Genomic DNA, 23,188 nt, shown 5'->3' with positions numbered 1-23,188 from the left:
GGGATCGGGATGCGCGGGCATCGACCTATGCATGAGTACCGTCGGCCACGCCAGGGGCGTCAGCAGGGTTTTCCGTGCGAGGTCGATTGCGCAACAGGCGTTTCCAGAGCTTGCCGAACTGCTGGTGCAGCTCCGGATTTTCCAATTCGCCCAGGCCTTTGCGCGCGATCACCACGATATCCCAGCCAGCCAGGGCTTCCTGGTTATGGCGGAACGATTCGCGGATCAGGCGTTTGAGGCGATTGCGCTGGACGGCGAGCTTGACGTTCTTCTTGCCGATCACCAGACCCAAGCGAGGGTGATCGAGACCGTTCTCGCGCGCCAGCAGCAGGACGTGCTTGCCGGGGACCTTGCCGGTCGGAGAGTCGAAGACTGCGCTGAATTGCCGGGCTGTCAGTAGACGCTTGTCCCGGTCGAAGTCCCGACTCACCACCCGTACCGGATAAATCAGACGGTCAGACGCTTACGGCCTTTGGCGCGACGACGCGACAGAACCTGACGGCCGTTCTTGGTGGCCATACGGGCGCGGAAACCGTGGACGCGAGCGCGCTTGAGGGTGCTGGGTTGGAAAGTACGTTTCATGATTCGGTACCTGGGTTGACGACTTGAGGTCGCAGTGACCCCGTTTAAAGAGACCGGCGATTCTAGTGAAATCGAACGGGCAGGTCAATTTCCAACCAGCGATGACGTAATAGATAGATACAAGGAAGTCATTTTTCTTTTAAAGGATAGAAACGGTTAATGCTCTTGGGACGGCACTCTTCTGTGCATAACTCGACGAAGCCCAGCAACTGCCTGTTTCTCCGGCAGGCAAAAGGTTGTCGAGAACCGGTGTCGAGGCTGTTTCCTTCCTGAGCGAAGCCTGGGGATGAACGAGATGGTTATCCACAGCGATTTTTTCCACACGGCTGTGCGCAGGGATGTACCCCCTTCAAAGCAAGGGTTATCCACAAAGTCCAGGACGACCGTCCGTCGGCCGGCCTGCTTTTATTAAGGTCTTGATTTGCTTGGGGCCTCAGCGCATCGGCATGTGGATAAGTACGGCCCGTCCGGCTACAATAGGCGCTTATTTTCGTTGTGCCGCCTTTCCAATCTTTGGGGGATATCCGTGTCCGTGGAACTTTGGCAGCAGTGCGTGGATCTTCTCCGCGATGAGCTGCCGTCCCAACAATTCAACACCTGGATCCGTCCCTTGCAGGTCGAAGCCGAAGGCGACGAATTGCGTGTGTATGCACCCAACCGTTTCGTCCTCGATTGGGTGAACGAGAAATACCTCGGTCGGCTTCTGGAACTGCTCGGTGAACGCGGCGAGGGCCAGTTGCCCGCGCTTTCCTTATTAATAGGCAGCAAGCGTAGCCGCACGCCGCGCGCCGCCATCGTCCCATCGCAGACCCACGTAGCTCCCCCGCCTCCGGTTGCTCCGCCGCCGGCGCCAGTGCAGCCGGTATCGGCCGCGCCCGTGGTGGTGCCACGTGAAGAGCTGCCGCCAGTGACGACGGCTCCCAGCGTGTCGAGCGACCCCTACGAGCCGGAAGAACCCAGCATCGATCCGCTGGCCGCCGCCATGCCGGCAGGAGCCGCACCCGCGGTACGCACCGAGCGCAACGTCCAGGTCGAAGGCGCGCTGAAGCACACCAGCTATCTCAACCGTACCTTCACCTTCGAGAACTTCGTCGAGGGCAAGTCCAACCAGTTGGCCCGCGCCGCCGCCTGGCAGGTGGCGGACAACCTCAAGCACGGCTACAACCCGCTGTTCCTCTACGGTGGTGTCGGTCTGGGCAAGACCCACCTGATGCATGCGGTGGGCAACCACCTGCTGAAGAAGAACCCGAACGCCAAGGTGGTCTACCTGCATTCGGAACGTTTCGTCGCGGACATGGTGAAGGCCTTGCAGCTCAACGCCATCAACGAATTCAAGCGCTTCTACCGCTCGGTGGACGCGCTGTTGATCGACGACATCCAGTTCTTCGCCCGTAAGGAGCGCTCCCAGGAGGAGTTCTTCCACACCTTCAACGCCCTTCTCGAAGGCGGCCAGCAGGTGATCCTCACCAGCGACCGCTATCCGAAGGAAATCGAAGGCCTGGAAGAGCGGCTGAAGTCCCGCTTCGGCTGGGGCCTGACGGTGGCCGTCGAGCCGCCGGAACTGGAAACCCGGGTGGCGATCCTGATGAAGAAGGCCGAGCAGGCGAAGATCGAGCTGCCGCACGATGCGGCCTTCTTCATCGCCCAGCGCATCCGTTCCAACGTGCGCGAACTGGAAGGTGCGCTGAAGCGGGTGATCGCCCACTCGCACTTCATGGGCCGGCCGATCACCATCGAGCTGATTCGCGAGTCGCTGAAGGACCTGTTGGCCCTTCAGGACAAGCTGGTCAGCATCGACAACATCCAGCGCACCGTCGCCGAGTACTACAAGATCAAGATATCCGATCTGTTGTCCAAGCGGCGTTCACGCTCGGTGGCGCGCCCGCGCCAGGTGGCCATGGCGCTCTCCAAGGAGCTGACCAACCACAGCCTGCCGGAGATCGGCGTGGCCTTCGGCGGTCGGGATCACACCACGGTGTTGCACGCCTGTCGTAAGATCGCTCAACTTAGGGAATCCGACGCGGATATCCGCGAGGACTACAAGAACCTGCTGCGTACCCTGACAACCTGACGCAGCCCACGAGGCAAGGGACTAGACCATGCATTTCACCATTCAACGCGAAGCCCTGTTGAAACCGCTGCAACTGGTCGCCGGCGTCGTGGAACGCCGCCAGACATTGCCGGTTCTCTCCAACGTCCTGCTGGTGGTCGAAGGCCAGCAACTGTCGCTGACCGGCACCGACCTCGAGGTCGAGCTGGTTGGTCGCGTGGTACTGGAAGATGCCGCCGAACCCGGCGAGATCACCGTACCGGCGCGCAAGCTGATGGACATCTGCAAGAGCCTGCCGAACGACGTGCTGATCGACATCCGTGTCGAAGAGCAGAAACTCCTGGTAAAGGCCGGGCGTAGCCGCTTCACCCTGTCCACCCTGCCGGCCAACGATTTCCCCACCGTGGAGGAAGGTCCCGGCTCGCTGAACTTCAGCATCGCCCAGAGCAAGCTGCGTCGCCTGATCGACCGCACCAGCTTCGCCATGGCCCAGCAGGACGTGCGTTACTACCTCAACGGCATGCTGCTTGAAGTGAACGGCGGCACCCTGCGCTCCGTCGCCACCGACGGCCACCGACTGGCCATGTGCTCGCTGGATGCGCAGATCCCGTCGCAGGACCGCCATCAGGTGATCGTGCCGCGCAAAGGCATCCTCGAACTGGCTCGTCTGCTCACCGATCAGGATGGCGAAGTCGGCATCGTCCTGGGCCAGCACCATATCCGTGCCACCACTGGCGAATTCACCTTCACTTCGAAGCTGGTGGACGGCAAGTTCCCGGACTACGAGCGCGTACTGCCGCGCGGTGGCGACAAGCTGGTGGTCGGCGACCGCCAGCAACTGCGCGAAGCCTTCAGCCGTACCGCGATCCTCTCCAACGAGAAGTACCGCGGCATTCGCCTGCAGCTTTCCAACGGTTTGCTGAAAATCCAGGCGAACAACCCGGAGCAGGAAGAGGCCGAGGAAGAAGTGCAGGTCGAGTACAACGGCGGCAACCTGGAGATCGGCTTCAACGTCAGCTACCTGCTCGACGTGCTGGGTGTGATCGGTACCGAGCAGGTCCGCTTCATCCTTTCCGATTCCAACAGCAGCGCCCTGGTCCACGAGGCCGACAATGACGATTCTGCCTATGTCGTCATGCCGATGCGCCTCTAATCACACTGAATGTCCCTGACCCGCGTTTCGGTCACCGCGGTGCGCAACCTGCACCCGGTGACCCTCTCCCCCTCCCCCCGCATCAACATCCTCTACGGCGACAACGGCAGCGGCAAAACCAGCGTGCTCGAAGCCATTCACCTGCTCGGCCTGGCACGTTCATTCCGCAGCGCGCGCTTACAGCCGGTGATCCAGTATGAGGAAGCGGCCTGCACCGTATTCGGCCAGGTGATGTTGGCCAATGGCATCGCCAGCAACCTGGGGATTTCCCGTGAGCGCCAGGGCGAGTTCACCATCCGCATCGATGGGCAGAACGCTCGAAGTGCGGCTCAATTGGCGGAAACTCTTCCACTGCAACTGATCAACCCGGATAGCTTTCGGCTGCTCGAGGGAGCGCCGAAGATCCGACGGCAGTTCCTCGATTGGGGAGTGTTCCACGTGGAACCTCGGTTTCTACCCGTCTGGCAGCGCCTGCAGAAGGCGCTGCGCCAGCGGAACTCCTGGCTCCGGCATGGTAAACTGGACCCCGCGTCGCAAGCGGCCTGGGACCGGGAATTGAGCCTGGCCAGCGATGAGATCGATGCCTATCGCAGAAGCTATATCCAGGCGTTGAAACCGGTATTCGAGGAAACCCTCGCCGAATTGGTTTCACTGGATGACCTGACCCTTAGCTACTACCGAGGCTGGGACAAGGACCGGGACCTCCTGGAGGTCCTGGCTTCCAGCCTGTTGCGCGACCAGCAGATGGGCCACACCCAGGCGGGACCGCAGCGTGCGGATCTTCGCATACGGTTGGCAGGTCATAACGCTGCGGAGATTCTCTCGCGCGGTCAGCAGAAGCTGGTGGTATGCGCCCTGCGCATCGCCCAAGGCCATCTGATCAATCGCGCCAAGCGCGGACAGTGCGTCTACCTGGTGGACGACCTGCCCTCGGAACTGGATGAGCAGCATCGAATGGCTCTTTGCCGCTTGCTTGAAGATTTGGGTTGCCAGGTATTCATCACCTGCGTGGACCCGCAACTATTGAAAGACGGCTGGCGCACGGATACGCCGGTATCCATGTTCCACGTGGAACATGGAAAAGTCTCTCAGACCACGACCATCGGGAGTGAAGCATGAGCGAGAACAACACGTACGACTCTTCCAGCATCAAGGTGCTGAAGGGGCTGGATGCCGTACGCAAGCGCCCCGGCATGTACATCGGCGACACCGACGATGGCACCGGTCTGCACCACATGGTGTTCGAGGTGGTGGATAACTCCATCGACGAAGCGCTGGCCGGTTACTGCAGCGAAATCAGCATCACCATCCATACGGATGAGTCGATCACTGTCCGCGACAATGGACGCGGTATTCCGGTGGATATCCACAAGGAAGAAGGGGTTTCTGCGGCGGAAGTGATCATGACCGTCCTCCACGCCGGCGGCAAGTTCGATGACAACACCTACAAGGTGTCCGGCGGCTTGCACGGTGTGGGCGTCTCGGTGGTGAACGCGCTGTCCCATGAACTGCGCCTGACCATCCGGCGCCACAACAAGGTCTGGGAGCAGGTCTACCACCACGGCGTTCCGCAGTTCCCACTGCGCGAAGTGGGCGAGACCGATGGCTCCGGTACCGAAGTTCACTTCAAGCCATCCCCGGAGACCTTTAGCAACATCCACTTCAGTTGGGACATCCTGGCCAAGCGCATCCGCGAGCTGTCCTTCCTCAACTCCGGCGTCGGCATCCTGCTGCGCGACGAGCGTACCGGCAAGGAGGAGCTGTTCAAGTACGAAGGCGGTCTGAAGGCCTTCGTCGAATACCTGAACACCAACAAGACCGCGGTGAACGAGGTATTCCACTTCAACGTCCAGCGTGAAGAGGACGGCGTGGGTGTGGAAGTCGCCTTGCAGTGGAACGACAGCTTCAACGAGAACCTGCTCTGCTTCACCAACAACATCCCGCAGCGTGACGGCGGTACCCACCTGGCCGGTTTCCGTTCGGCGCTGACGCGTAACCTGAACAACTACATCGAGGCCGAAGGCCTGGCGAAGAAATTCAAGATCGCCACCACCGGCGACGATGCCCGCGAAGGCCTCACCGCGATCATCTCGGTGAAGGTGCCGGACCCGAAGTTCAGTTCGCAGACCAAGGACAAGCTGGTCTCCTCCGAGGTGAAGACCGCGGTGGAACAGGAGATGGGCAAGTACTTCGCCGACTTCCTGCTGGAGAACCCCAACGAGGCCAAGGCCGTGGTCGGCAAGATGATCGACGCCGCCCGTGCCCGCGAGGCCGCGCGCAAGGCGCGCGAGATGACCCGCCGCAAGGGTGCGCTGGACATCGCCGGCCTGCCCGGCAAGCTGGCCGATTGCCAGGAAAAGGACCCGGCGCTTTCCGAACTGTACATCGTGGAGGGTGACTCCGCGGGCGGTTCCGCCAAGCAGGGCCGCAATCGCCGGACCCAGGCGATCCTGCCGCTCAAGGGCAAGATCCTCAACGTCGAGAAGGCGCGCTTCGACAAGATGCTCTCCTCCCAGGAGGTCGGTACGCTGATCACCGCCCTGGGCTGTGGCATCGGCCGCGAGGAGTACAACATCGACAAGCTGCGCTACCACAACATCATCATCATGACCGATGCTGACGTCGACGGTTCGCACATCCGCACCCTGCTGTTGACCTTCTTCTTCCGCCAGATGCCCGAGCTGATCGAACGTGGCTACATCTACATCGCCCAGCCACCGTTGTACAAGGTCAAGCGCGGCAAGCAGGAGCAGTACATCAAGGACGACCAGGCCATGGAAGAGTACATGACCCAGTCGGCCCTGGAAGATGCCAGCCTGCACGTCAACGAGCACGCTCCGGGCCTGTCCGGGGCGGCGCTGGAGAAACTGGTCAACGAGTATCGCGGGGTGATCGCCACCCTCAAGCGCCTGTCGCGCCTGTACCCCCAGGAGCTGACCGAGCACTTCATCTACCTGCCTACCGTGTCGGTGGACGACCTGGCTAACGAGTCGGCCATGCAGGGCTGGTTGGAGAAGTTCCAGGCGCGCCTGACCGCCGCCGAGAAGTCCGGCCTGACCTACAAGGCCAGCCTGCGCGAAGACCGCGAGCGCCACCTGTGGCTGCCGGAGGTGGAACTGGTGGCCCACGGCCTGTCCAGCTACGTCACCTTCAACCGTGACTTCTTCGCCAGCAATGACTACCGCTCGGTGTCGCTGCTCGGCGACCAGCTGAACAGCCTGCTGGAAGACGGCGCCTACGTGCAGAAGGGTGAGCGCAAGCGCCCGATCAGCGCCTTCAAGGACGGCCTGGACTGGCTGATGGCCGAAGGGACCAAGCGCCACAGCATCCAGCGATACAAGGGGTTGGGCGAGATGAACCCTGAGCAGCTGTGGGAAACCACCATGGATCCGAACGTCCGGCGCATGCTCAAGGTGACCATCGAGGACGCCATCGCCGCCGACCAGATCTTCAACACCCTGATGGGCGATGCCGTGGAGCCGCGCCGCGACTTCATCGAAAGCAACGCGCTGGCGGTGTCGAACCTGGACGTGTGACAGGTCGGCAAGACCGACCCTCATGGCAACCCCGGCCTGGCGCCGGGGTTTTCTTTTTGGGCCAGGTAGCCTGGATACGGCACCAGGGGTGCCTTGCCAAGGTGTGACCGAGCCCCCGGTTATTCTTAATCGCTGGCATTGACGCCCTGGACCCAGGTGCCCTGGCGGCGTTCCACCGCTCCTGTGGGCAGCGGACGCCAGCCGGTTCGGTCGATCGTTGCCAGCCGGCCTTGCTTTGCGCCACGCGTGAAAACAAGAAGCCCCGCTACGGCGGGGCTTCTTTTATCGAATCGGCGCACAGTGCGCCTTGCAGGGGGCTTTGCGGTCCTTCACGACACCACCGACGGCTCCGGATGGCTGACCCGCTGCTGGATGGGGCTGATCTCGGCCATGGTCTCGCTGACCCAGGCTTCGGCGCGCTGGTTTAGCTCGGCTATGGCGCGCGGGCCTTCGCCTTCGGCGTGCATCGCCGGGCCGATCACCACCTGGATGGTGCCCGGGTACTTCGCCCAGCCGGCCTTGGGCCAATACTGCCCGGCGTTGTGGGCGATCGGCAGTACCGGTAGCCCGGCGTTGACCGCCAGGGCGGTGCCGCCGCGGGAGAACTTGCCCATCTGCCCCACCGGAATACGCGTGCCTTCCGGGAAGATCAGTACCCAGGCGCCTTTCTTCAGGCACTCGTCGCCCTGCCTGGCCAGTTGCTTGAGGGCCAGCTTGGGCTGGCTGCGGTCGATGGCGATGGGCTTGAGCAGGGCCAGGGCCCAGCCGAAGAACGGCACGTAGAGCAGCTCGCGCTTGAGTACCTGGCTGAGTGGCTCGAAGAAGCCGGAGAGGAAGAAGGTTTCCCAGGTGCTCTGGTGCTTGGAGAGGATCACGCAGGGCTTTTCCGGGATGTTCTCCAGCCCGCGCACCTCGTAGCGGATGCCGGCGACCACGCGGGTCAGCCAGATCGCGAAACGGCACCAGTTCTGTACCACGAAGCGGTAGCGGGCGCGGAACGGCAGGATCGGCGCGATGAAGAAGCTGAGGGTGCCCCAGACGAATGCGCTGGCGGACAGCAGCAGGTAAAAGAGGACGGTTCTGATGGCCTGCACTGTCGACATGTATTCTGACCTTACTGAAGTAATGCGCTGGCGACTGCCGCCAGATCGTCGAATATCAGGGTGCCCTCTGGCAAGGGCTTGCCCAGCGTACGTACGCCTTTTCCGGTCTTTACCAACACCGGCTGACAATCGACGGCCCGCGCCGCCTCCAGGTCACCGATGCTGTCGCCGACGAACCAGATACCCGACAGATCGACCCCGTAGTGCTCGCCGATCTGCCGCAGCATACCCGGCTTCGGCTTGCGGCAGTCGCAGCCGTCGTCCGGTCCATGCGGACAATAGACGATGAGGCCGACCTCGCCGCCCTGCTCCGCAACCAGTTCGCGCAAGCGCGCATGCATGGCCTCGAGCACTGCCAGGTCGTAATAGCCACGGGCGATGCCGGACTGGTTGGTAGCCACCGCGACGGTCCAGCCGGCCTTGCTCAGGCGGGCGATGGCCTCGATCGAGCTGGGGATGGGGATCCACTCGTCGAGGGTCTTGATGTAATCGTCGGAGTCGAGGTTGATGACTCCATCGCGGTCGAGAATCAGCAGGGAACGGGACATCGATGCGCAGTTGGCCATGCATGAACGGAAAGGATCGATTCTACCTCAGTCAGCCGGAGCATCGCGGATGGATCGACGAGCCCCCTACGCTGGATATCTGTACTAGATTCAATAATGGCAATGGAATGGCAATCCCAGGCCAGGGAGTCATTTGGCACGCAGCAGTGGGTGTCTCGGAGTACGTGCGAACCCCTTGGCGGGTGGATCACCGGAGTAACGCAGTAAGCGCCTATCGCATGCCAGCACGGCCGACCGGCCGTGTTTCCACCACAGGTGGAGCGGGCATGACGACGGGGAGTTCCGGGGCGTCTGCTCGTTCCCAAGGACGGTAACCGTGAAACGCCTGAAAAAGATACTGCACCTTTCAAGCTTGTCCCTCGCTTCCCTGGCACTTTCTTCCGCCGCCCTGGCGGCCGCTCCGGTCATGCTCGACCAGGGCAAGGAATGGACCGAAAGCCACCGCCAGGACTTCTACAGCCGCGACCAGGGCTCGCAGGTGATGTCGCTGCCCTGGCTCAAGGCGTTGCGACAGCCGGATGGCACGCCTTTCCTCGCCGACAGCCTGGCCCGCTACGGCTATTTGCCCAACCCCAAGGCGCCCGCGGAAGGCCTGCCGGTGGGCTTCACCGTAGCCGGCACGGGCGCCCGGCAGATGGTCGGCATGACCTGTTCGGCCTGCCATACCCGGCAGATCGAGGTGAAGGGCACTGCCTATCGGATCGACGGCGGTCCGGCGATCGTCGACTTCCAGGCATTCCTCGCCGACCTCGATCGGGCCGTGGGACCGCTGACCAGCGATGACGCCGCCTTCGACGCCTTCGCCCAGCAGATCCTCGGGGCCAATCCGCCTCCCGGTGCGCGCGACGCCCTGCTCGCGGCGGTGAAGGAATGGTACGAGCCCTATCACACGCTGATCGAGCGCGCGCTGCCCAAGGACACCTGGGGACCGGCGCGGCTGGACGCGGTATCGATGATCTTCAACCGCCTTACCGGGCTGGATATCGGCAGCGCGCCGCCCTATCTGATTCCCGACAACATCAAGGCGGCGGATGCGCCGGTGCGCTACCCGTTCCTGTGGAACGCGGCGCGGCAGAACAAGACCCAGTGGCCCGGTTTCGCCGCCAACGGCAACGACCTGCTCGGCCTGGCGCGCAATGTCGGCGAGGTCTACGGGGTGTTCGCCACCTTCCACCCGCAGAAGAGCAAGTTCCACCTGCTGGGCATGGACTACCTGAAGATCAACTCGGCCAACTTCCACGGGCTGGGCAAGCTGGAGGACCTGATCAAGAAGATCGGCCCGCCGAAGTGGCCCTGGGCGGTGGACAAGCACCTGGCCAGAAAAGGCGCGCTGATCTTCGCCCGCAAGACCGACGAAGGTGGCTGCGTGGAGTGCCACGGCATCCGGATCAAGGACCTGGTGCTTTGGGACACTCCGCTGAGGGACGTCGGCAGCGACAGCCGCCAGCACGCCATCCTCGATGGCCAGGTGCAGACCGGCGTGATGGAGGGCGCGCGGATGCCGTTCGGCCAGCCGCTGAAGGCGACCGACGGAGCCTTCGACGTACTCGCCGTAGCGGTGGCCGGTTCGATCCTGCAGCACTTCGTGCCGATCCTCGGTGAGAAGCACGATGCCAAGGCGGCGGCGGTCAAGCCGGAAAGCGTGATGACCGACGAAACCCGGCAACTGCTGACCGCCTTCCAGAAGCCGGTGCGTACCCAGGCCGACCCCTACCCCTACGAGTCGCGGGTCCTGCAGGGGATCTGGGCGGCGGCGCCCTACCTGCACAACGGCTCGGTGCCGACCCTGGAAGAGTTGCTGAAGCCGGCCGCGGAGCGGGTGGAATCCTTCCCGGTGGGCTCGGCCTACGACGTGGACAAGGTCGGCCTCGCCGCCCAGCAGACCCAATTCGGCAGCTATGTGTTGAAGACCACCGGCTGCGACCGGCGTGATTCCGGCAACAGCCGCTGCGGCCATGAGTACGGCACCAGCCTGTCGGCCGAGGAGAAGCGCGCGCTGCTGGAGTACCTGAAGGTCCTGTAGTGAAAGGCCCGGTGTCGCGAGGACGCCGGGCCTTTTCTTCGAGGCGGGACTGGCTCAGCCGAGCAGCGAGATGTCCGCCACCCCGAGGAACAACCCGCGCAGCTTGGCCAGCAGCGCATAGCGGTTGGCGCGTACCGCCGCGTCGTCGACATTGACCATCACATCGGCGAAGAACGTATCCACCGGCTCGCGCAAGGCCGCCAGGCGGGCCAGCGCGGCGCGATAGTCGCGTGTCGCTGCCAGCGGCGCGACTTCGCTTTCGGCGTTCGCCACGGCGCTGCCCAGGGCCTTCTCGGCGGCTTCCACCAGCAGGCTGGCAACCACGCTCGGCGGAACCTCGTCCTCGGACTTGGCGAGAATATTCGACACCCGTTTGTTCGCCGCGGCCAGGGCCTCGGCTTCAGGCAATTGGCGGAAGGCCTGGACGGCCTGTACGCGCTGGTCGAAGTCCAGCGGCGAGCTTGGCTTGAGCGCGCGCACCGACTGGTACACGGCCACGTCCACGCCTTCGTCCTCGTAGCGCGCGCGCAGGCGGTCGAACACGAAGTCCAGCACCTGCTCGGCCAGGCCGGCGGCCTTGACCTTGTCGCCGTATTGCTCGACGGCGGCGTTGACCGCGGCTACCAGGTCCAGGTCGAGCTGCTTCTCGATGAGGATGCGCAGCACGCCCAGCGCGGCGCGACGCAGCGCGTAGGGGTCCTTGCTGCCGGTGGGAAGCATGCCGATGCCGAAGATACCGACCAGGGTATCGAGCTTGTCGGCCACCGCCACGGCGGCGCCGGTCAGGGTCGAGGGTAGCTCGGCACCGGCGCCGCGCGGCATGTACTGCTCGTTGAGGGCCAGGGCGACGTCTTCCGCTTCGCCGCCGTGGGTGGCGTAGTAGTAGCCGGCGATGCCCTGCATCTCGGGGAACTCGCCGACCATCTCGGTTGCCAGGTCGCACTTGGACAGGATGCCGGCGCGCGCGGCGTTCTGCGCATTGCCGCCTATACGTTCGGCGATGTAGGCGGCCAGGCCGGAGACGCGCTGGGCCTTCTCGAACACGGTGCCGAGCTGGGCCTGGAACACTACGTTGCGCAGGCGCTCATTGAAGCTTTCGAGCGGCTGCTTCTTGTCCTGCTTGAAGAAGAACTCGGCGTCGGTGAGGCGCGGGCGAACCACCTTCTCGTTACCGCTGACGATGTTCTCCGGTGCCTTGCTCTCGACGTTGGCGACGGTGATGAAGCGCGGCAGCAGCTTGCCGTTGGCGTCCAGCAGGCAGAAGTATTTCTGGTTGTCCTGCATGGTGGTGATCAGGGCTTCCTGCGGGACCTCGAGGAAGCGCTCCTCGAAGGAGCAGACCAGCGGCACCGGCCATTCGACCAGCGCAGTCACTTCGTCGAGCAGGCTCGGCGGCACGATGGCGCTGCCCTGCTGCTCGGCGGCCAGCTCGGCCACGCGCTTGGCGATCAGTTCGCGGCGCTCGGCGAAATCGGCCAGCACATGAGCGCCGCGCAGGTCTTCCAGGTACGCTGCCGGGCTGGAAATACGCACATTGTCCGGATTGTGGAAGCGGTGGCCGCGGGATTCGCGCCCGGCTTTCTGGGCGAGGATCTCGCACTCGACCACGTCGTCGCCGAACAGCATCACCAGCCATTGGGTCGGACGCACGAACTCCTCGCGGCGAGCTGCCCAGCGCATCCGCTTGGGAATCGGCAGTTCGTTCAACGAGGTCTCGACGATGCCCGGCAGCAGGCCGGCGGCCGGTTGGCCGGCGATGGTCTGGCTGAAGCGCAGCTTCGGACCGCTCTTGTCGATCTGCTGCAGATCCACGCCGCACTTCTTGGCGAACCCCAGGGCGGCCTGGGTCGGGTTACCGCTGGCGTCGAAGGCGGCCTGTAGCGGCGGACCGTCTAGGTTGACGGTACGGTCGGGCTGCTGCACGGCGAGTTGCTCGACCAGCACGGCGAGACGGCGCGGCGCCGCATAGAAACGCGCAGCGGCGTAGCCCAGACCGGCAGCCTTGAGGCCCTTCTCTATACCGCTGAGGAAGGCTTCGCCGAGGCTGTTGAGGGCTTTTGGCGGCAGCTCTTCGGTGCCCAGTTCGACCAGGAAATCCTTGGCGCTCATCATTCGGCCTCCTTCAGCTTGGCCAGTACTTCATCACGCAATTCGGGGGTGGCCATGGGGAAGCCGAGGCGCGCGCGGGCCTGCAGGTAGCTCTGCGCCACGGCGCGGGCCAGGGTACGCACGCGAAGGATGTAGCGCTGGCGCTCGGTGACCGAGATGGCGCGCCGCGCATCCAGCAGGTTGAAGGTATGCGAAGCCTTGAGGACCATCTCGTAGGTCGGCAACGGCAGCTCCAGCGCGATCAGGCGGTTGGCTTCGCTCTCGTAGAAGTCGAACAGTTCGAACAGCTTCGGCACGTTGGCGTGCTCGAAGTTGAAGGTGGATTGTTCCACCTCGTTCTGGTGGAACACGTCGCCATAGGTGACCTTGCCGAACGGGCCGTCGGTCCAGACCAGGTCGTAGACCGAGTCCACGCCCTGCAGATACATGGCCAGGCGCTCCAGGCCGTAGGTGATCTCGCCGGTGACCGGATAGCACTCGATGCCGCCGACCTGCTGGAAGTAGGTGAACTGGGTGACTTCCATTCCGTTCAGCCAGATTTCCCAACCCAGGCCCCAGGCGCCGAGGGTCGGCGATTCCCAGTTGTCCTCGACGAAGCGGATGTCGTGGACCAGCGGGTCGATACCGATGGCTTTCAGCGAGCCGAGGTACAGCTCCTGGAAGTTCTCCGGGTTCGGCTTCAGGACCACCTGGAACTGGTAGTAGTGCTGCAGGCGGTTGGGGTTCTCGCCGTAACGGCCGTCGGTGGGGCGGCGGCTCGGCTGGACGTAGGCGGCGTTCCAGGTCTCCGGGCCGATGGCGCGGAGGAAGGTGGCGGTGTGGAAGGTGCCGGCGCCCACTTCCATGTCGTAGGGCTGCAGCACCACGCAGCCCTGCTCGGCCCAGTAGTTCTGCAGGGCGAGAATCAGGTCTTGGAAGGTGCGCACGGCGGGCGTAGTCTGGCTCACGAAATTCACCTGTGCTGAGGCTTCGATACAAAACATGGAAGTATACCCGATTCCCGCGCCGCCTCGCCCGTCCCCCCGATCCCTGGAAAACCACGGAAAGCCTTATGCCACGCTGCTTCTGGTGCAACGACGATCCTCTCTACATGGCCTACCACGACGAGGAGTGGGGCGTGCCGCAGCGCGATCCCGACGCGCTGTTCGAACTTCTGCTGCTGGAGGGCTTCCAGGCCGGGTTGTCCTGGATCACCGTGCTGAAGAAGCGCGAGCGCTACCGCGAGGTGCTGTTTGGCTTTGACGTGCAACGGGTGGCACAGATGAGCGACGCGGAGATCGACGAACTGATGCTCGACCCCGGCATCATTCGCAATCGGGCCAAGCTCAACGCTGCGCGGCAGAACGCCCAGGCCTGGCTGGAGCTGGACGACCCGGCTGGGTTCCTCTGGTCCTTCGTCGGCGGCCAGCCGAAGATCAACCATTTCGCCGGTCGCGCCGAGGTGCCGGCGATTACCCCGGAAGCCGAGGCCATGAGCAAGGCGCTGCGCAAGGCCGGCTTCAACTTCGTCGGGCCGACCATCTGCTACGCCTTCATGCAGGCCAGCGGCATGGTCATGGACCATACCCAGGACTGCGACCGTTACGCCCAACTCGTCGGCTAGCCGGGCGCTCCCTGACGGATGCGTTCGGATGTTCCACGTGGAACATCGGCGCGCAGCATAGCTGGTCGCCCCGCTTCCTTGGCTGCCGCCCTCGCCTTCTTCCTGGCGTACAATGCGCGTTCGAGTCGAGCGAGGAGTGTTTCGTGGAGAAATTCAAAGGTGCCCTGGTGGTGGGGGCCCTACGCCTGTTCGCGTTATTGCCCTGGCGTGCCGTGCAAGGCGTCGGGGCCGGCATAGGCTGGCTGATGTGGAAATTGCCGAATCGATCCCGCGAGGTAGTGCGGATCAACCTGTCCAAGTGCTTCCCCGAGTTGTCTGAAACCGAACTGGAAAAGCTGGTCGGACAAAGCCTGATGGATATTGGCCGGACCCTCACCGAAAGTGCCTGCGCCTGGATCTGGCCGCCTGAAAAGTCGCTGAGATACATCCGCGAGGTCGAAGGCATGGAGGTGCTGGAGGAAGCGCTGGCTTCCGGCGATGGCCTGGTCGGCATTACCAGTCACCTGGGAAACTGGGAAGTACTCAACCACTTCTATTGCTCCTACGCCAAGCCGATCATCTTCTATCGTCCGCCCAAGCTGAAGGCAGTCGACGAATTGCTGAAGAAGCAACGCGTGCAATTGGGCAACCGCGTCGCACCTTCCACTCCTGAGGGTATCCTCAGCGTCATCAAGGAAGTGAAGAAAGGCGGTTGCGTAGGGATTCCCGCCGACCCCGAGCCCGCGCGTACCGCTGGGCTCTTCGTGCCCTACCTGGGCACCACTGCCTTGATCAGCAAGTTCGTCCCGCAGTTGCTTTCACGCGGCAAGGCGCGTGGAGTGTTCTTCCATGCGGTGCGCCTGCCCGATGGTAGCGGTTACAAGGTGATCCTCGAAGCGGCTCCGGCGGACATGTACGACAAGGACCTGGAAGTGTCTGTAGCAGCCATGAGCCGCGAGTTGGCGAAGTATGTACGAGCCTATCCCAGCCAGTACATGTGGAGCATGAAACGCTTCAAGAACCGCCCGGATGGCGAGAAAAAATGGTACTGAGGAAAGGGCGTCGGAAGACGCCTTTTTCATATCCGGGTACTATGCTCAGCCACCTCCTCCGCAGGTCCCGAGGGACTCGATGGATAATCAACGACAATACCCACGAACCCCGCTCAAGTGCCGAATCCGTATCAGTCACCCGCTATTTGGCGAGCTGATGGCGCAGACACGCGACCTGTCCGACACCGGGGTCTATGTCAAACACCCGGAGCTGACCCAGCTCCCAACAGGCAGTGTCGTTACTGGCCAGGTACAGGACTTGCCGATCGACGCGCCGATCCTGCAGATGGAAGTCGTGCGAGTCGATGCGGAAGGCGTCGGCCTGCGCTTTCTCAGCGAAGCCTGAACGGTGGTGTTCCACGTGGAACCCCAGGCATGAGCCACTGATCACAGCGTGGGCGAAACCGCTGCCGGTTATCGGCTAGAATGCGCGCCGCTCGGCATGGTGCCGGGCATGGGTTCCCTCACCCCATCGCGCAAAAAGGACAGCACATGTCAGCCTCTTCTCCGGCGGCCTGGCGCGGCACCCTGGCCGGCCTGATCGCCTTCCACATCTTCATCATCATCGCCAGCAACTACCTGGTGCAGTTGCCGATCACCCTGTTTGGCTGGCACACCACCTGGGGCGCCTTCAGCTTTCCGTTCATCTTCCTGGCTACCGACCTCACCGTGCGCCTGCTGGGCAAGGGCCCTGCCCGGCTGGTCATCGCCCGGGTCATGATCCCGGCGTTGATCGCCTCCTACGTGGTCTCGGTGTTGTTCCAGGAAGCGGCGTTCCGTGGTTTCTCCGCGCTGCTCGAGTTCAACACCTTCGTCGCCCGGATCTCCCTGGCAAGCTTCCTCGCCTATGTGCTCGGACAGATCCTCGATATCCAGGTATTCGACCGCCTCCGTCGTTCCCGGCACTGGTGGACCGCGCCAGTCGCCTCGACCATCCTCGGCAACCTGCTGGACACCTTCACCTTCTTCTTCGTGGCGTTCTGGCGTAGCGACAATCCGTTCATGGCGCAGCACTGGGTGGAAATCGCCACGGTGGACTACGGAGTGAAGCTGAGTATCAGTCTTCTACTGTTCGTGCCGCTCTACGGCATGCTACTCAACGGCATCCTGAAGATGCTGCCGGGGCGGCCGCAGAGCAACGCTTGAGGCTCATCGAGGCAATCTGGAGGAAGGGCGCAACAGGCCGTGATGACCGTTGCGCCCTTCTTCGTTCAGGAGGTGGTAGCCCGGTGCGCGGCCGTGAGCAGCGTCAGGGCATCGCCGCCGAGCGTGACCAGGATGTGCGCCACGCGCTGAATGGGAACGCCCTGCCCCGTCCGCACTTCGATCCTTTCCAAGGCATGGAGGAGGCCGAGGAGAGCCCTGAGGCGCTCCTGTACGGATTCGAGCATCTCATTGGCGGAGGCGTTCCGGTGAACGTAGAGAATCGCTTGCTCGTATGGGTATTCGACATAGGACGGGACTGAACGCTCTTGCTTCGACATGTTGGCTCCGGAAAAGTAGTTGAAGTCAGGTGTCGCGTTCGGGCTTGGACCGAAGCGATGAGTCGAAGCTAGAGGGCCGGCAGCGGTCGCTCAATGGGGTTTTGGGCGTTCGGGATGCAGGCTACATCGTTGACAGAAGTTGCCTACGAATGTGTGGAACAGGTCTTTGTAAAAGTGTCGTCGGGGCGTGCTCGAACCGTTCTGCCAGCGCTCGATGAGCACGCCCGACCCGTCTGCCGGAACTCCGGCCGGCGGGTGGCGAGAACGCGCTGCGCGAGCCTCGACCGGACGCTCAGGTTCTCGCCCTGTCGAGCTTGCGCAGGAACACCGTCATTTCCTTTTCGGCCTGCTTGTCGCCATGCGTCGCGGCAGTTTCCAGGCCCTGCTCCCAGGCCTGCCGGGCGCCCGCCAGATCGCCGGCAGCCTGGCGTGCCTTGCCCAGCAGTTTCCAGCCGGCAGAGTACTTCGGATCCTGCTCCACGCAGCGCTGCAGATGTTCTGCGGCGCGTTCGGCCTCTCCCGCATCCAGATAACCCTTGCCCAGGCCGAAGCGCAGCAGCGCATTGTCCATGCCCTTGGCGAGCATCTTTTCCAGACCTTCGATCATCGCCCTGCCCTCTTCCGTCGATGCCGGCCATTCTGCCTGTCTCGCCCAGGTTCGTCAGTAACGCCAGAACGCCGGGGTCAGCAGGATCAGCAGCGAGAACACCTCCAGGCGCCCCAGCATCATGGCGAAGGCCAGCACCAGCTTGGCGCTGTCCGGTAGCCCGCCGTAGTGCGCGGCGGCTTCGCCGAGGGCCGGGCCGAGGTTGTTCAGGCACGACGAGAGACTGGAGAAGGCGGTCAGCAGGTCCACGCCCAGGGCCAGCAGGACCAGCATCAGCACGACAAAGGTGACCAGGTAGATCGAGCAGAATCCCCACACCGATTCCACCACCCGGTCGGGGATCGGCCGCCGTCCGAGCTTGACCAGGAACACCCCGCTGGGATGCAGCAGGCGCATGAATTCGCGCATGCCCTGGCGGTACACCAGGAGAATCCGCATCACCTTCATGCCGCCGCCGGTGGAGCCGGCGCAGGCGCCGATGAAGGTGGTGTAGAGCAGCAGGTGCGGGAGGAAGGTCGGCCAGGTGGCGAAGTCGGCCAGGCCGAAGCCGGTGGTGGTGCCGATGGAAACCACCATGAAGGCCGCGTAGCGGATCGACTGCAGCGGCTGTTCATAGTGGCGCTGGGCGACCAGCACCAGCGCCGTGACCAGGAACACCGCGAGCAGGATCAGCAGGTAGGCGCGGCACTCCGGGTCGCGCAGGTAGTGGCTCAGGCTGCGCCGGCGCCAGGCGAGGAAGTGCAGGCCGAAATTGATCCCCGAGATGACCAGGAAGAACATGCAGATCGTCTCTACCAGCGGGCTGTCGAAGTAGCCGATGCTGGCGTCGTGGGTGGAGAAGCCGCCGATGGCAATGGTCGAGAAGCTGTGGCCGATGGCGTCGAACAGGCTCATCCCCGCCGCCCAGTAGGCCGCCGCGCAGGCCAGGGTCAGGCCGCAGTAGATCAGCCAGAGGGTCTTGGCGGTGTCGGCGATGCGCGGCGAGAGCTTCTGTTCCTTCAGGGGCCCGGGCATCTCCGCGCGATACAACTGCATGCCGCCGATACCGAGCATCGGCATGATCGCCACCGCCAGCACCACGATGCCCATCCCGCCGAACCATTGCAGTTGCTGGCGGTAGTAAAGGATCGCCCGCGGTAACTGGTCGAGTCCGATAAGCACGGTGGCGCCGGTGGTGCTGATGCCGGAGATGGCCTCGAACAGGGCGTCGGTGAGGCTCATGTGCGGGGTTTCGGAGAACATGAAAGGGATCGCGCCGAAGCTGCCGAGGACGATCCAGAACAGCGCGGTGATCAGGTAGCCCTCGCGGATACGCAGTTCCTCCTGTACGCCGCGCACTGGCCACCAGATGCAGGCGCCGGTGACGAGGGTGATCAGGAAGGCCAGCAGGAACGGTTGCCAGACCGGCTCGGCGTAGAACAGGGCGACCAGCAGCGGTGGAATCTGCGTGCTGCTGAAGAGCATCAGCAGGACGCCGAGGATGCGGAAAATGGAGGCGTAGTGCATGGGGTCCGGAGGCTTCGGGTAAAACCGTCCAGAGTGGCGAGAGGGCTCGCCAAAGGCATTCGGATTTATCTGAAAATTACGAGGGAAAAGGCCTAAAAATTCCGCCGACGCCAATCAGGGCGTCGGCGGAAATCCCTCAGAAGAACGTCAGACCAGCCTGGAACAGACGCTCGACATCGCGGATGTATTTCTTGTCGACCAGGAACAGCAGCACGTGGTCGCCGCTCTCGATGCGGGTGTCGCCATGGGCGATCAGCACTTCCTCGTCGCGCACCAGCGCGCCGATGGTGGTGCCCGGCGGCAGCTTGATCTCGTTGATCGAGCGACCGATCACCTTGCTCGACTTGGCGTCGCCATGGGCCACAACTTCGATCGCTTCGGCTGCGCCGCGGCGCAGCGAGTGTACGCTCTCGATGTCGCCGCGGCGAACGTGGGCCAGCAGGGTGCCGATGGTCGCCAGTTGCGGGCTGATGGCGATGTCGATCTCGCCGCCTTGCACTAGGTCGACATAGGCCGGGTTGTTGATCAGGGTCATCACCTTGCTCGCGCCGAGCCGCTTGGCCAGCAGCGAGGACATGATGTTGGCCTCGTCGTCGTTGGTCAGGGCGAGGAACACGTCGGTCTCGCCGATGTTCTCCTCCAGCAGCAGGTCGCGGTCGGAAGCGCTGCCGTTGAGCACGATGGTGCTGTCCAGGGTATCCGAGAGGTGCCGGCAGCGCAGCGGGCTGCGCTCGATGATCTTCACCTGGTAGCGGCTCTCGATGGCCTCGGCCAGGCGCTCGCCGACATTGCCGCCGCCGGCGATGATGATCCGCTTGTAGCTGTCGTCGAGCCTGCGCATCTCGCCCATTACCGCGCGGATATGGGCCTTGGCGGCGATGAAGAAGACTTCGTCGTCGGCCTCGATCACCGTGTCGCCCTGGGGAATGATCGGCCGGTTGCGGCGGTAGATCGCGGCGACACGGGTATCCACGTTCGGCATGTGCTCGCGCAGCTGGCGCAGCTCCTGCCCTACCAGAGGGCCGCCGTAGTAGGCCTTGATCCCGACCAGCTGCGCCTTGCCCTCGGCGAAGTCGATGACTTGCAGCGCGCCGGGGTGTTCGATCAGGCGCTTGATGTAGTTGGTGACCACCTGCTCCGGGCTGATCAGCACGTCCACCGGAATCGCCTCGTTGTCGAACAGGCCGGTACGGGTCAGGTAGGCCGGCTCGCGGACGCGGGCGATCTTGGTCGGGGTGTTGAACAGGGTGTAGGCGACCTGGCAGGCGACCATGTTGGTCTCGTCGCTATTGGTCACCGCCACCAGCATGTCGGCGTCGTCGGCGCCGGCCTGGCGCAGCACCGTGGGGAACGAGGCCTTGCCTTGCACGGTGCGGATGTCGAGGCGGTCGCCGAGGTCGCGCAGGCGGTCGCTGTCGGTGTCGACCACGGTGATGTCGTTGGCTTCGCTGGCCAGGTGCTCGGCCAGTGTGCCGCCGACCTGGCCGGCACCGAGGATGATGATTTTCATGGCAGGAAACGGCTCGTCAGGTTTCGATCAACGGGCGGATATCTTGATCAGCTTGGCATAGTAGAAGCCATCGTGGCCCTCCACCTGCGGCAGCAACTGGCGGCCGTGGGGCTGTTTCATGCCCCAGGGGCCGGGAAGGTCCAGTTCGCGGGCGCCGGGCGTGCGGGCGAGGAAGGCGGCGATGCTGTCGCTGTTTTCCGCCGGCATCACCGAACAGGTGGCGTAGAGCAGTACGCCACCGACTTCCAGGGTAGGCCACAGTGCGTCGAGCAATTCACCCTGCAGGTGCGCCAGGGCGGCGATGTCTTCCGGCTTGCGCGCCAGCTTGATGTCCGGGTGGCGGCGGATCACCCCGGTGGCCGAGCACGGCGCGTCGAGGAGGATGCGCTGGAACGGCTTGCCGTCCCACCACTCCCCGGTGGCCCTGGCGTCGGCGGCGACCAGGCTGGCTTGCAGGCCGAGCCGCTGGAGGTTTTCCCGGACCCTTACCAGGCGGCTCTCCTCGAGGTCGACGGCGACCACTTCAGCCAATCCCGGCTGGGTTTCCAGCAGGTGGCAGGTCTTGCCGCCAGGCGCGCAGCAGGCGTCGAGGACGCGTTGGCCGGGTGCGCTCTCGAGCAGCTCGGCGGCCAGTTGCGCGGCTTCGTCCTGGACGCTGATGCGGCCCTCCGCGAAGCCTGGCAGCTCGCGCACGTCGCACGGCACGGCGAGCTGGATGCCGTCGCGGCTGTAGTCGCAGGCGCGGGCCTCGATTCCGGCTTCGGCGAGTTCGGCCAGGTAGGCATCGCGCTCGCCGTGGCGCCGATTGACCCGCAAGGTCATCGGCGGGTGTGCGTTGTTCGCCGCGCAGAGCGCGTCGAGTTGCTCCGGCCAGGCCTGCTTGAACGCTTTCAGCAGCCAGCGCGGATGGCCCAGGCGCGCCGAGGGATCGCGGTCGACCTCGGCCAGCAGCGTCTCGCCTTCGCGCTGCGCGCGGCGCAGCACGGCGTTGAGCACGCCCTTGGCCCAGCCCTTCTTCAGCTTGTCGGCGCAGCCGACGGTCTCGCCGATCGCGGCGTGCGGCGGAATCCGCGTGTAGAGCAACTGGTAGAGGCCGATCAGCAGCAGGGCGTGGATATCGGTGTCGGCGGCCTTGAACGGCTTCTGCAACAGGCGCGCGGCCAGGGCCTGCAGGCGCGGTTGCCAGCGCGCCGCGCCGAAGGCCAGCTCCTGGGTCAGACCACGATCGCGCGGGGCGACCTTGTCCAGTTGCGGCGGCAACGCGCCAGACAGCGAGGCGCGTCCGGCGAGCACCGCGGCCAGCGCCTGGCAGGCGGCGAGACGCGGGTTCATTGGCCGAGCACCTGGCCGGCGGCGAATTGCTCGCGACGGCTGTTGTAGAGGTCGGCGAAGGCCAGTGGCTTGCCGCCCGGCAATTGCAGGCGGGTCAGGCGCAGGGCGCCTTCGCCGCAGGCGACCAGCAGGCCGTCGCGGCTGGCCTCGAGGACGGTTCCGGGCGCCCCGCTGCCCTGCCCCAGGCTGGAGCCGAGGACTTTCAGCGGAGCATCGGCGAGGCTGGTGTGGCAGACCGGCCAGGGGGTGAAGGCGCGGACCTGGCGCTCCAGTTCGACGGCCGGACGGCTCCAGTCGAGGCGCGCCTCGTCCTTGTTCAACTTGTGCGCGTAGGTGGCCAGGGCGTCGTCCTGGACCTCGCCATGCAGGGTGCCGGCGGCCAGGCCGGCGATGGCTTCGACCACCGCTTTCGGGCCGAGCGCGGCGAGCCGGTCGTGCAGGCTGCCGCCGGTGTCCGCGGCGGAAATCGGCGTGCTCACCTTGAGCAGCATCGGGCCGGTGTCGAGCCCGGCTTCCATCTGCATCACGGTGACGCCGCTCTCCGCGTCGCCGGCTTCCACCGCGCGCTGGATCGGCGCCGCGCCGCGCCAGCGCGGCAGCAGCGAGGCGTGGCTGTTGATGCAGCCCAGGCGCGGGGTATCGAGTACCGCCTGGGGCAGGATCAGGCCATAGGCGACCACCACCATCAGGTCCGCGCGCAGCGCCGCCAGCTCCGCCTGGGCCTCGGCATTGCGCAGGCTCTGCGGCTGCATGACCGGCAGGCCATGCTCCAGGGCCAGGCTCTTCACCGCGCTGGGCATCAGTTTCTGCCCGCGGCCGGCTGGTCGGTCGGGCTGGGTGTAGACGGCGACGATGCGGTGTGGGGTGTCGAGCAGGGCCTTGAGATGCTCGGCGGCGAATTCCGGGGTTCCGGCGAAGACGATGCGCAATGCTTGGCTCATGCGGGGCTCGCTAAAAGAAAAAGGCTTGCCGGGGCAAGCCTTTGGGGGATGG

The 23,188-nt window shown here is 64.2% G+C and carries 20 protein-coding genes and 1 pseudogene; 9 read left to right on the top strand and 12 right to left on the bottom strand.

What is annotated here, in order from left to right:
* Positions 1-25: 25 nt before the first annotated feature.
* On the bottom strand, positions 26-433 hold the full coding sequence (rnpA, locus tag HMPREF2886_RS00390; protein ID WP_033968219.1) for a ribonuclease P protein component: 408 nt from the start codon (positions 431-433) through the stop codon (positions 26-28).
* A 14-nt stretch (positions 434-447) separates the two neighbouring features.
* Positions 448-582 carry a 50S ribosomal protein L34 gene (gene rpmH / locus HMPREF2886_RS00385; protein WP_003100258.1) on the bottom strand — a complete coding sequence of 45 codons (135 nt, stop codon included), beginning with the start codon at positions 580-582 and terminating at the stop codon, positions 448-450.
* 526 nt (positions 583-1,108) lie between these two features.
* Between rpmH and dnaA the strand changes: the two genes are divergently transcribed.
* The 4 genes and pseudogenes from dnaA to gyrB all read left to right on the top strand — a co-directional run bounded on the left by dnaA (position 1,109) and on the right by gyrB (position 7,321).
* Positions 1,109-2,653, top strand: coding sequence for a chromosomal replication initiator protein DnaA (dnaA, locus tag HMPREF2886_RS00380; protein ID WP_003109151.1), 1,545 nt, complete (start codon positions 1,109-1,111; stop codon positions 2,651-2,653).
* A 28-nt stretch (positions 2,654-2,681) separates the two neighbouring features.
* Entirely contained in the window at positions 2,682-3,785 is a 1,104-nt protein-coding gene (gene dnaN / locus HMPREF2886_RS00375) for a DNA polymerase III subunit beta (protein WP_033968218.1), read from the top strand.
* A 9-nt stretch (positions 3,786-3,794) separates the two neighbouring features.
* Positions 3,795-4,897, top strand: a pseudogene (gene recF / locus HMPREF2886_RS00370) (DNA replication/repair protein RecF).
* Positions 4,898-4,900: 3 nt separating this feature from the next.
* The gene (gene gyrB, locus HMPREF2886_RS00365; RefSeq protein ID WP_003097268.1) at positions 4,901-7,321 is read left to right on the top strand and encodes a DNA topoisomerase (ATP-hydrolyzing) subunit B; all 2,421 of its coding nucleotides are present in this window, start codon (positions 4,901-4,903) and stop codon (positions 7,319-7,321) included.
* 329 nt (positions 7,322-7,650) lie between these two features.
* Here gyrB and HMPREF2886_RS00360 read toward each other — a convergent pair whose 3' ends face one another.
* Together HMPREF2886_RS00360 and gmhB are read right to left on the bottom strand one after the other, a co-directional pair.
* Positions 7,651-8,424, bottom strand: coding sequence for a lysophospholipid acyltransferase family protein (locus HMPREF2886_RS00360; protein WP_033968216.1), 774 nt, complete (start codon positions 8,422-8,424; stop codon positions 7,651-7,653).
* 11 nt (positions 8,425-8,435) lie between these two features.
* The gene (gene gmhB / locus HMPREF2886_RS00355) at positions 8,436-8,972 is read right to left on the bottom strand and encodes a D-glycero-beta-D-manno-heptose 1,7-bisphosphate 7-phosphatase (protein ID WP_023092222.1); all 537 of its coding nucleotides are present in this window, start codon (positions 8,970-8,972) and stop codon (positions 8,436-8,438) included.
* 334 nt (positions 8,973-9,306) lie between these two features.
* Here gmhB and HMPREF2886_RS00350 point away from each other — a divergent pair, with 334 nt between their 5' ends.
* Complete coding sequence (locus HMPREF2886_RS00350) at positions 9,307-11,013, top strand: di-heme-cytochrome C peroxidase (protein WP_070746583.1); 1,707 nt, start codon at positions 9,307-9,309, stop codon at positions 11,011-11,013.
* Between the two features lie 54 nt (positions 11,014-11,067).
* On the opposite strand, the gene glyS is transcribed toward HMPREF2886_RS00350, so the two are convergent.
* Positions 11,068-13,122 (bottom strand): glycine--tRNA ligase subunit beta, encoded by a 2,055-nt coding sequence (glyS, locus tag HMPREF2886_RS00345; protein ID WP_033968214.1) that lies wholly within the window; start codon positions 13,120-13,122, stop codon positions 11,068-11,070.
* Positions 13,122-14,069: a glycine--tRNA ligase subunit alpha gene (gene glyQ, locus HMPREF2886_RS00340; protein ID WP_003097276.1), complete on the bottom strand. Its 948-nt coding sequence runs from the start codon at positions 14,067-14,069 to the stop codon at positions 13,122-13,124. The genes glyS and glyQ overlap by 1 nt, the downstream gene beginning before the upstream one ends.
* A 104-nt stretch (positions 14,070-14,173) precedes the next feature.
* Between glyQ and HMPREF2886_RS00335 the strand changes: the two genes are divergently transcribed.
* The 4 genes from HMPREF2886_RS00335 (at position 14,174) to HMPREF2886_RS00320 (ending at position 16,902) form a co-directional block, all read left to right on the top strand.
* Positions 14,174-14,725: a DNA-3-methyladenine glycosylase I gene (locus HMPREF2886_RS00335; RefSeq protein ID WP_003097280.1), complete on the top strand. Its 552-nt coding sequence runs from the start codon at positions 14,174-14,176 to the stop codon at positions 14,723-14,725.
* A gap of 143 nt (positions 14,726-14,868) precedes the next feature.
* Positions 14,869-15,756: a lysophospholipid acyltransferase gene (locus HMPREF2886_RS00330; protein WP_003097282.1), complete on the top strand. Its 888-nt coding sequence runs from the start codon at positions 14,869-14,871 to the stop codon at positions 15,754-15,756.
* Between the two features lie 79 nt (positions 15,757-15,835).
* Positions 15,836-16,102 (top strand): PilZ domain-containing protein, encoded by a 267-nt coding sequence (locus tag HMPREF2886_RS00325; protein WP_003100272.1) that lies wholly within the window; start codon positions 15,836-15,838, stop codon positions 16,100-16,102.
* 146 nt (positions 16,103-16,248) lie between these two features.
* Complete coding sequence (locus HMPREF2886_RS00320; RefSeq protein ID WP_003097286.1) at positions 16,249-16,902, top strand: 7-cyano-7-deazaguanine/7-aminomethyl-7-deazaguanine transporter; 654 nt, start codon at positions 16,249-16,251, stop codon at positions 16,900-16,902.
* 65 nt (positions 16,903-16,967) lie between these two features.
* On the opposite strand, the gene HMPREF2886_RS00315 is transcribed toward HMPREF2886_RS00320, so the two are convergent.
* The 6 genes from HMPREF2886_RS00315 to fmt all read right to left on the bottom strand — a co-directional run bounded on the left by HMPREF2886_RS00315 (position 16,968) and on the right by fmt (position 23,136).
* Positions 16,968-17,240: a hypothetical protein gene (locus tag HMPREF2886_RS00315; RefSeq protein ID WP_003107049.1), complete on the bottom strand. Its 273-nt coding sequence runs from the start codon at positions 17,238-17,240 to the stop codon at positions 16,968-16,970.
* Between the two features lie 292 nt (positions 17,241-17,532).
* Complete coding sequence (locus tag HMPREF2886_RS00310) at positions 17,533-17,847, bottom strand: tetratricopeptide repeat protein (protein ID WP_033968210.1); 315 nt, start codon at positions 17,845-17,847, stop codon at positions 17,533-17,535.
* A 54-nt stretch (positions 17,848-17,901) separates the two neighbouring features.
* Positions 17,902-19,353 (bottom strand): TrkH family potassium uptake protein, encoded by a 1,452-nt coding sequence (locus tag HMPREF2886_RS00305; protein ID WP_039027017.1) that lies wholly within the window; start codon positions 19,351-19,353, stop codon positions 17,902-17,904.
* A gap of 136 nt (positions 19,354-19,489) precedes the next feature.
* Positions 19,490-20,863, bottom strand: coding sequence for a Trk system potassium transporter TrkA (trkA, locus tag HMPREF2886_RS00300; protein ID WP_070746580.1), 1,374 nt, complete (start codon positions 20,861-20,863; stop codon positions 19,490-19,492).
* Between the two features lie 27 nt (positions 20,864-20,890).
* A complete protein-coding gene (gene rsmB, locus HMPREF2886_RS00295; protein ID WP_070746578.1) occupies positions 20,891-22,195 on the bottom strand; it encodes a 16S rRNA (cytosine(967)-C(5))-methyltransferase RsmB in 1,305 nt (434 codons plus the stop codon).
* Entirely contained in the window at positions 22,192-23,136 is a 945-nt protein-coding gene (gene fmt / locus HMPREF2886_RS00290; RefSeq protein WP_070746575.1) for a methionyl-tRNA formyltransferase, read from the bottom strand. The genes rsmB and fmt overlap by 4 nt, the downstream gene beginning before the upstream one ends.
* Positions 23,137-23,188 lie beyond the last annotated feature (52 nt).

Source organism: Pseudomonas sp. HMSC066A08, assembly GCF_001813025.1.
Lineage (GTDB): Bacteria > Pseudomonadota > Gammaproteobacteria > Pseudomonadales > Pseudomonadaceae > Pseudomonas > Pseudomonas aeruginosa.
This window is presented reverse-complemented; position numbering and strand designations above follow the sequence as displayed.

Excerpts from the sequence above, each read along its gene's own strand:
- gmhB (WP_023092222.1), bottom strand. The coding sequence starts at position 8,972 with ATGTCCCGTTCCCTGCTGATTCTCGACCGCGATGGAGTCATCAACCTC.
- HMPREF2886_RS00320 (WP_003097286.1), top strand. The coding sequence starts at position 16,249 with ATGTCAGCCTCTTCTCCGGCGGCCTGGCGCGGCACCCTGGCCGGCCTG.
- rsmB (WP_070746578.1), bottom strand. The coding sequence starts at position 22,195 with ATGAACCCGCGTCTCGCCGCCTGCCAGGCGCTGGCCGCGGTGCTCGCC.
- HMPREF2886_RS00335 (WP_003097280.1), top strand. The coding sequence starts at position 14,174 with ATGCCACGCTGCTTCTGGTGCAACGACGATCCTCTCTACATGGCCTAC.
- HMPREF2886_RS00325 (WP_003100272.1), top strand. The coding sequence starts at position 15,836 with ATGGATAATCAACGACAATACCCACGAACCCCGCTCAAGTGCCGAATC.
- HMPREF2886_RS00315 (WP_003107049.1), bottom strand. The coding sequence starts at position 17,240 with ATGTCGAAGCAAGAGCGTTCAGTCCCGTCCTATGTCGAATACCCATAC.
- trkA (WP_070746580.1), bottom strand. The coding sequence starts at position 20,863 with ATGAAAATCATCATCCTCGGTGCCGGCCAGGTCGGCGGCACACTGGCC.
- glyS (WP_033968214.1), bottom strand. The coding sequence starts at position 13,122 with ATGAGCGCCAAGGATTTCCTGGTCGAACTGGGCACCGAAGAGCTGCCG.
- dnaN (WP_033968218.1), top strand. The coding sequence starts at position 2,682 with ATGCATTTCACCATTCAACGCGAAGCCCTGTTGAAACCGCTGCAACTG.
- HMPREF2886_RS00310 (WP_033968210.1), bottom strand. The coding sequence starts at position 17,847 with ATGATCGAAGGTCTGGAAAAGATGCTCGCCAAGGGCATGGACAATGCG.
- fmt (WP_070746575.1), bottom strand. The coding sequence starts at position 23,136 with ATGAGCCAAGCATTGCGCATCGTCTTCGCCGGAACCCCGGAATTCGCC.
- gyrB (WP_003097268.1), top strand. The coding sequence starts at position 4,901 with ATGAGCGAGAACAACACGTACGACTCTTCCAGCATCAAGGTGCTGAAG.
- HMPREF2886_RS00305 (WP_039027017.1), bottom strand. The coding sequence starts at position 19,353 with ATGCACTACGCCTCCATTTTCCGCATCCTCGGCGTCCTGCTGATGCTC.
- HMPREF2886_RS00360 (WP_033968216.1), bottom strand. The coding sequence starts at position 8,424 with ATGTCGACAGTGCAGGCCATCAGAACCGTCCTCTTTTACCTGCTGCTG.
- rpmH (WP_003100258.1), bottom strand. The coding sequence starts at position 582 with ATGAAACGTACTTTCCAACCCAGCACCCTCAAGCGCGCTCGCGTCCAC.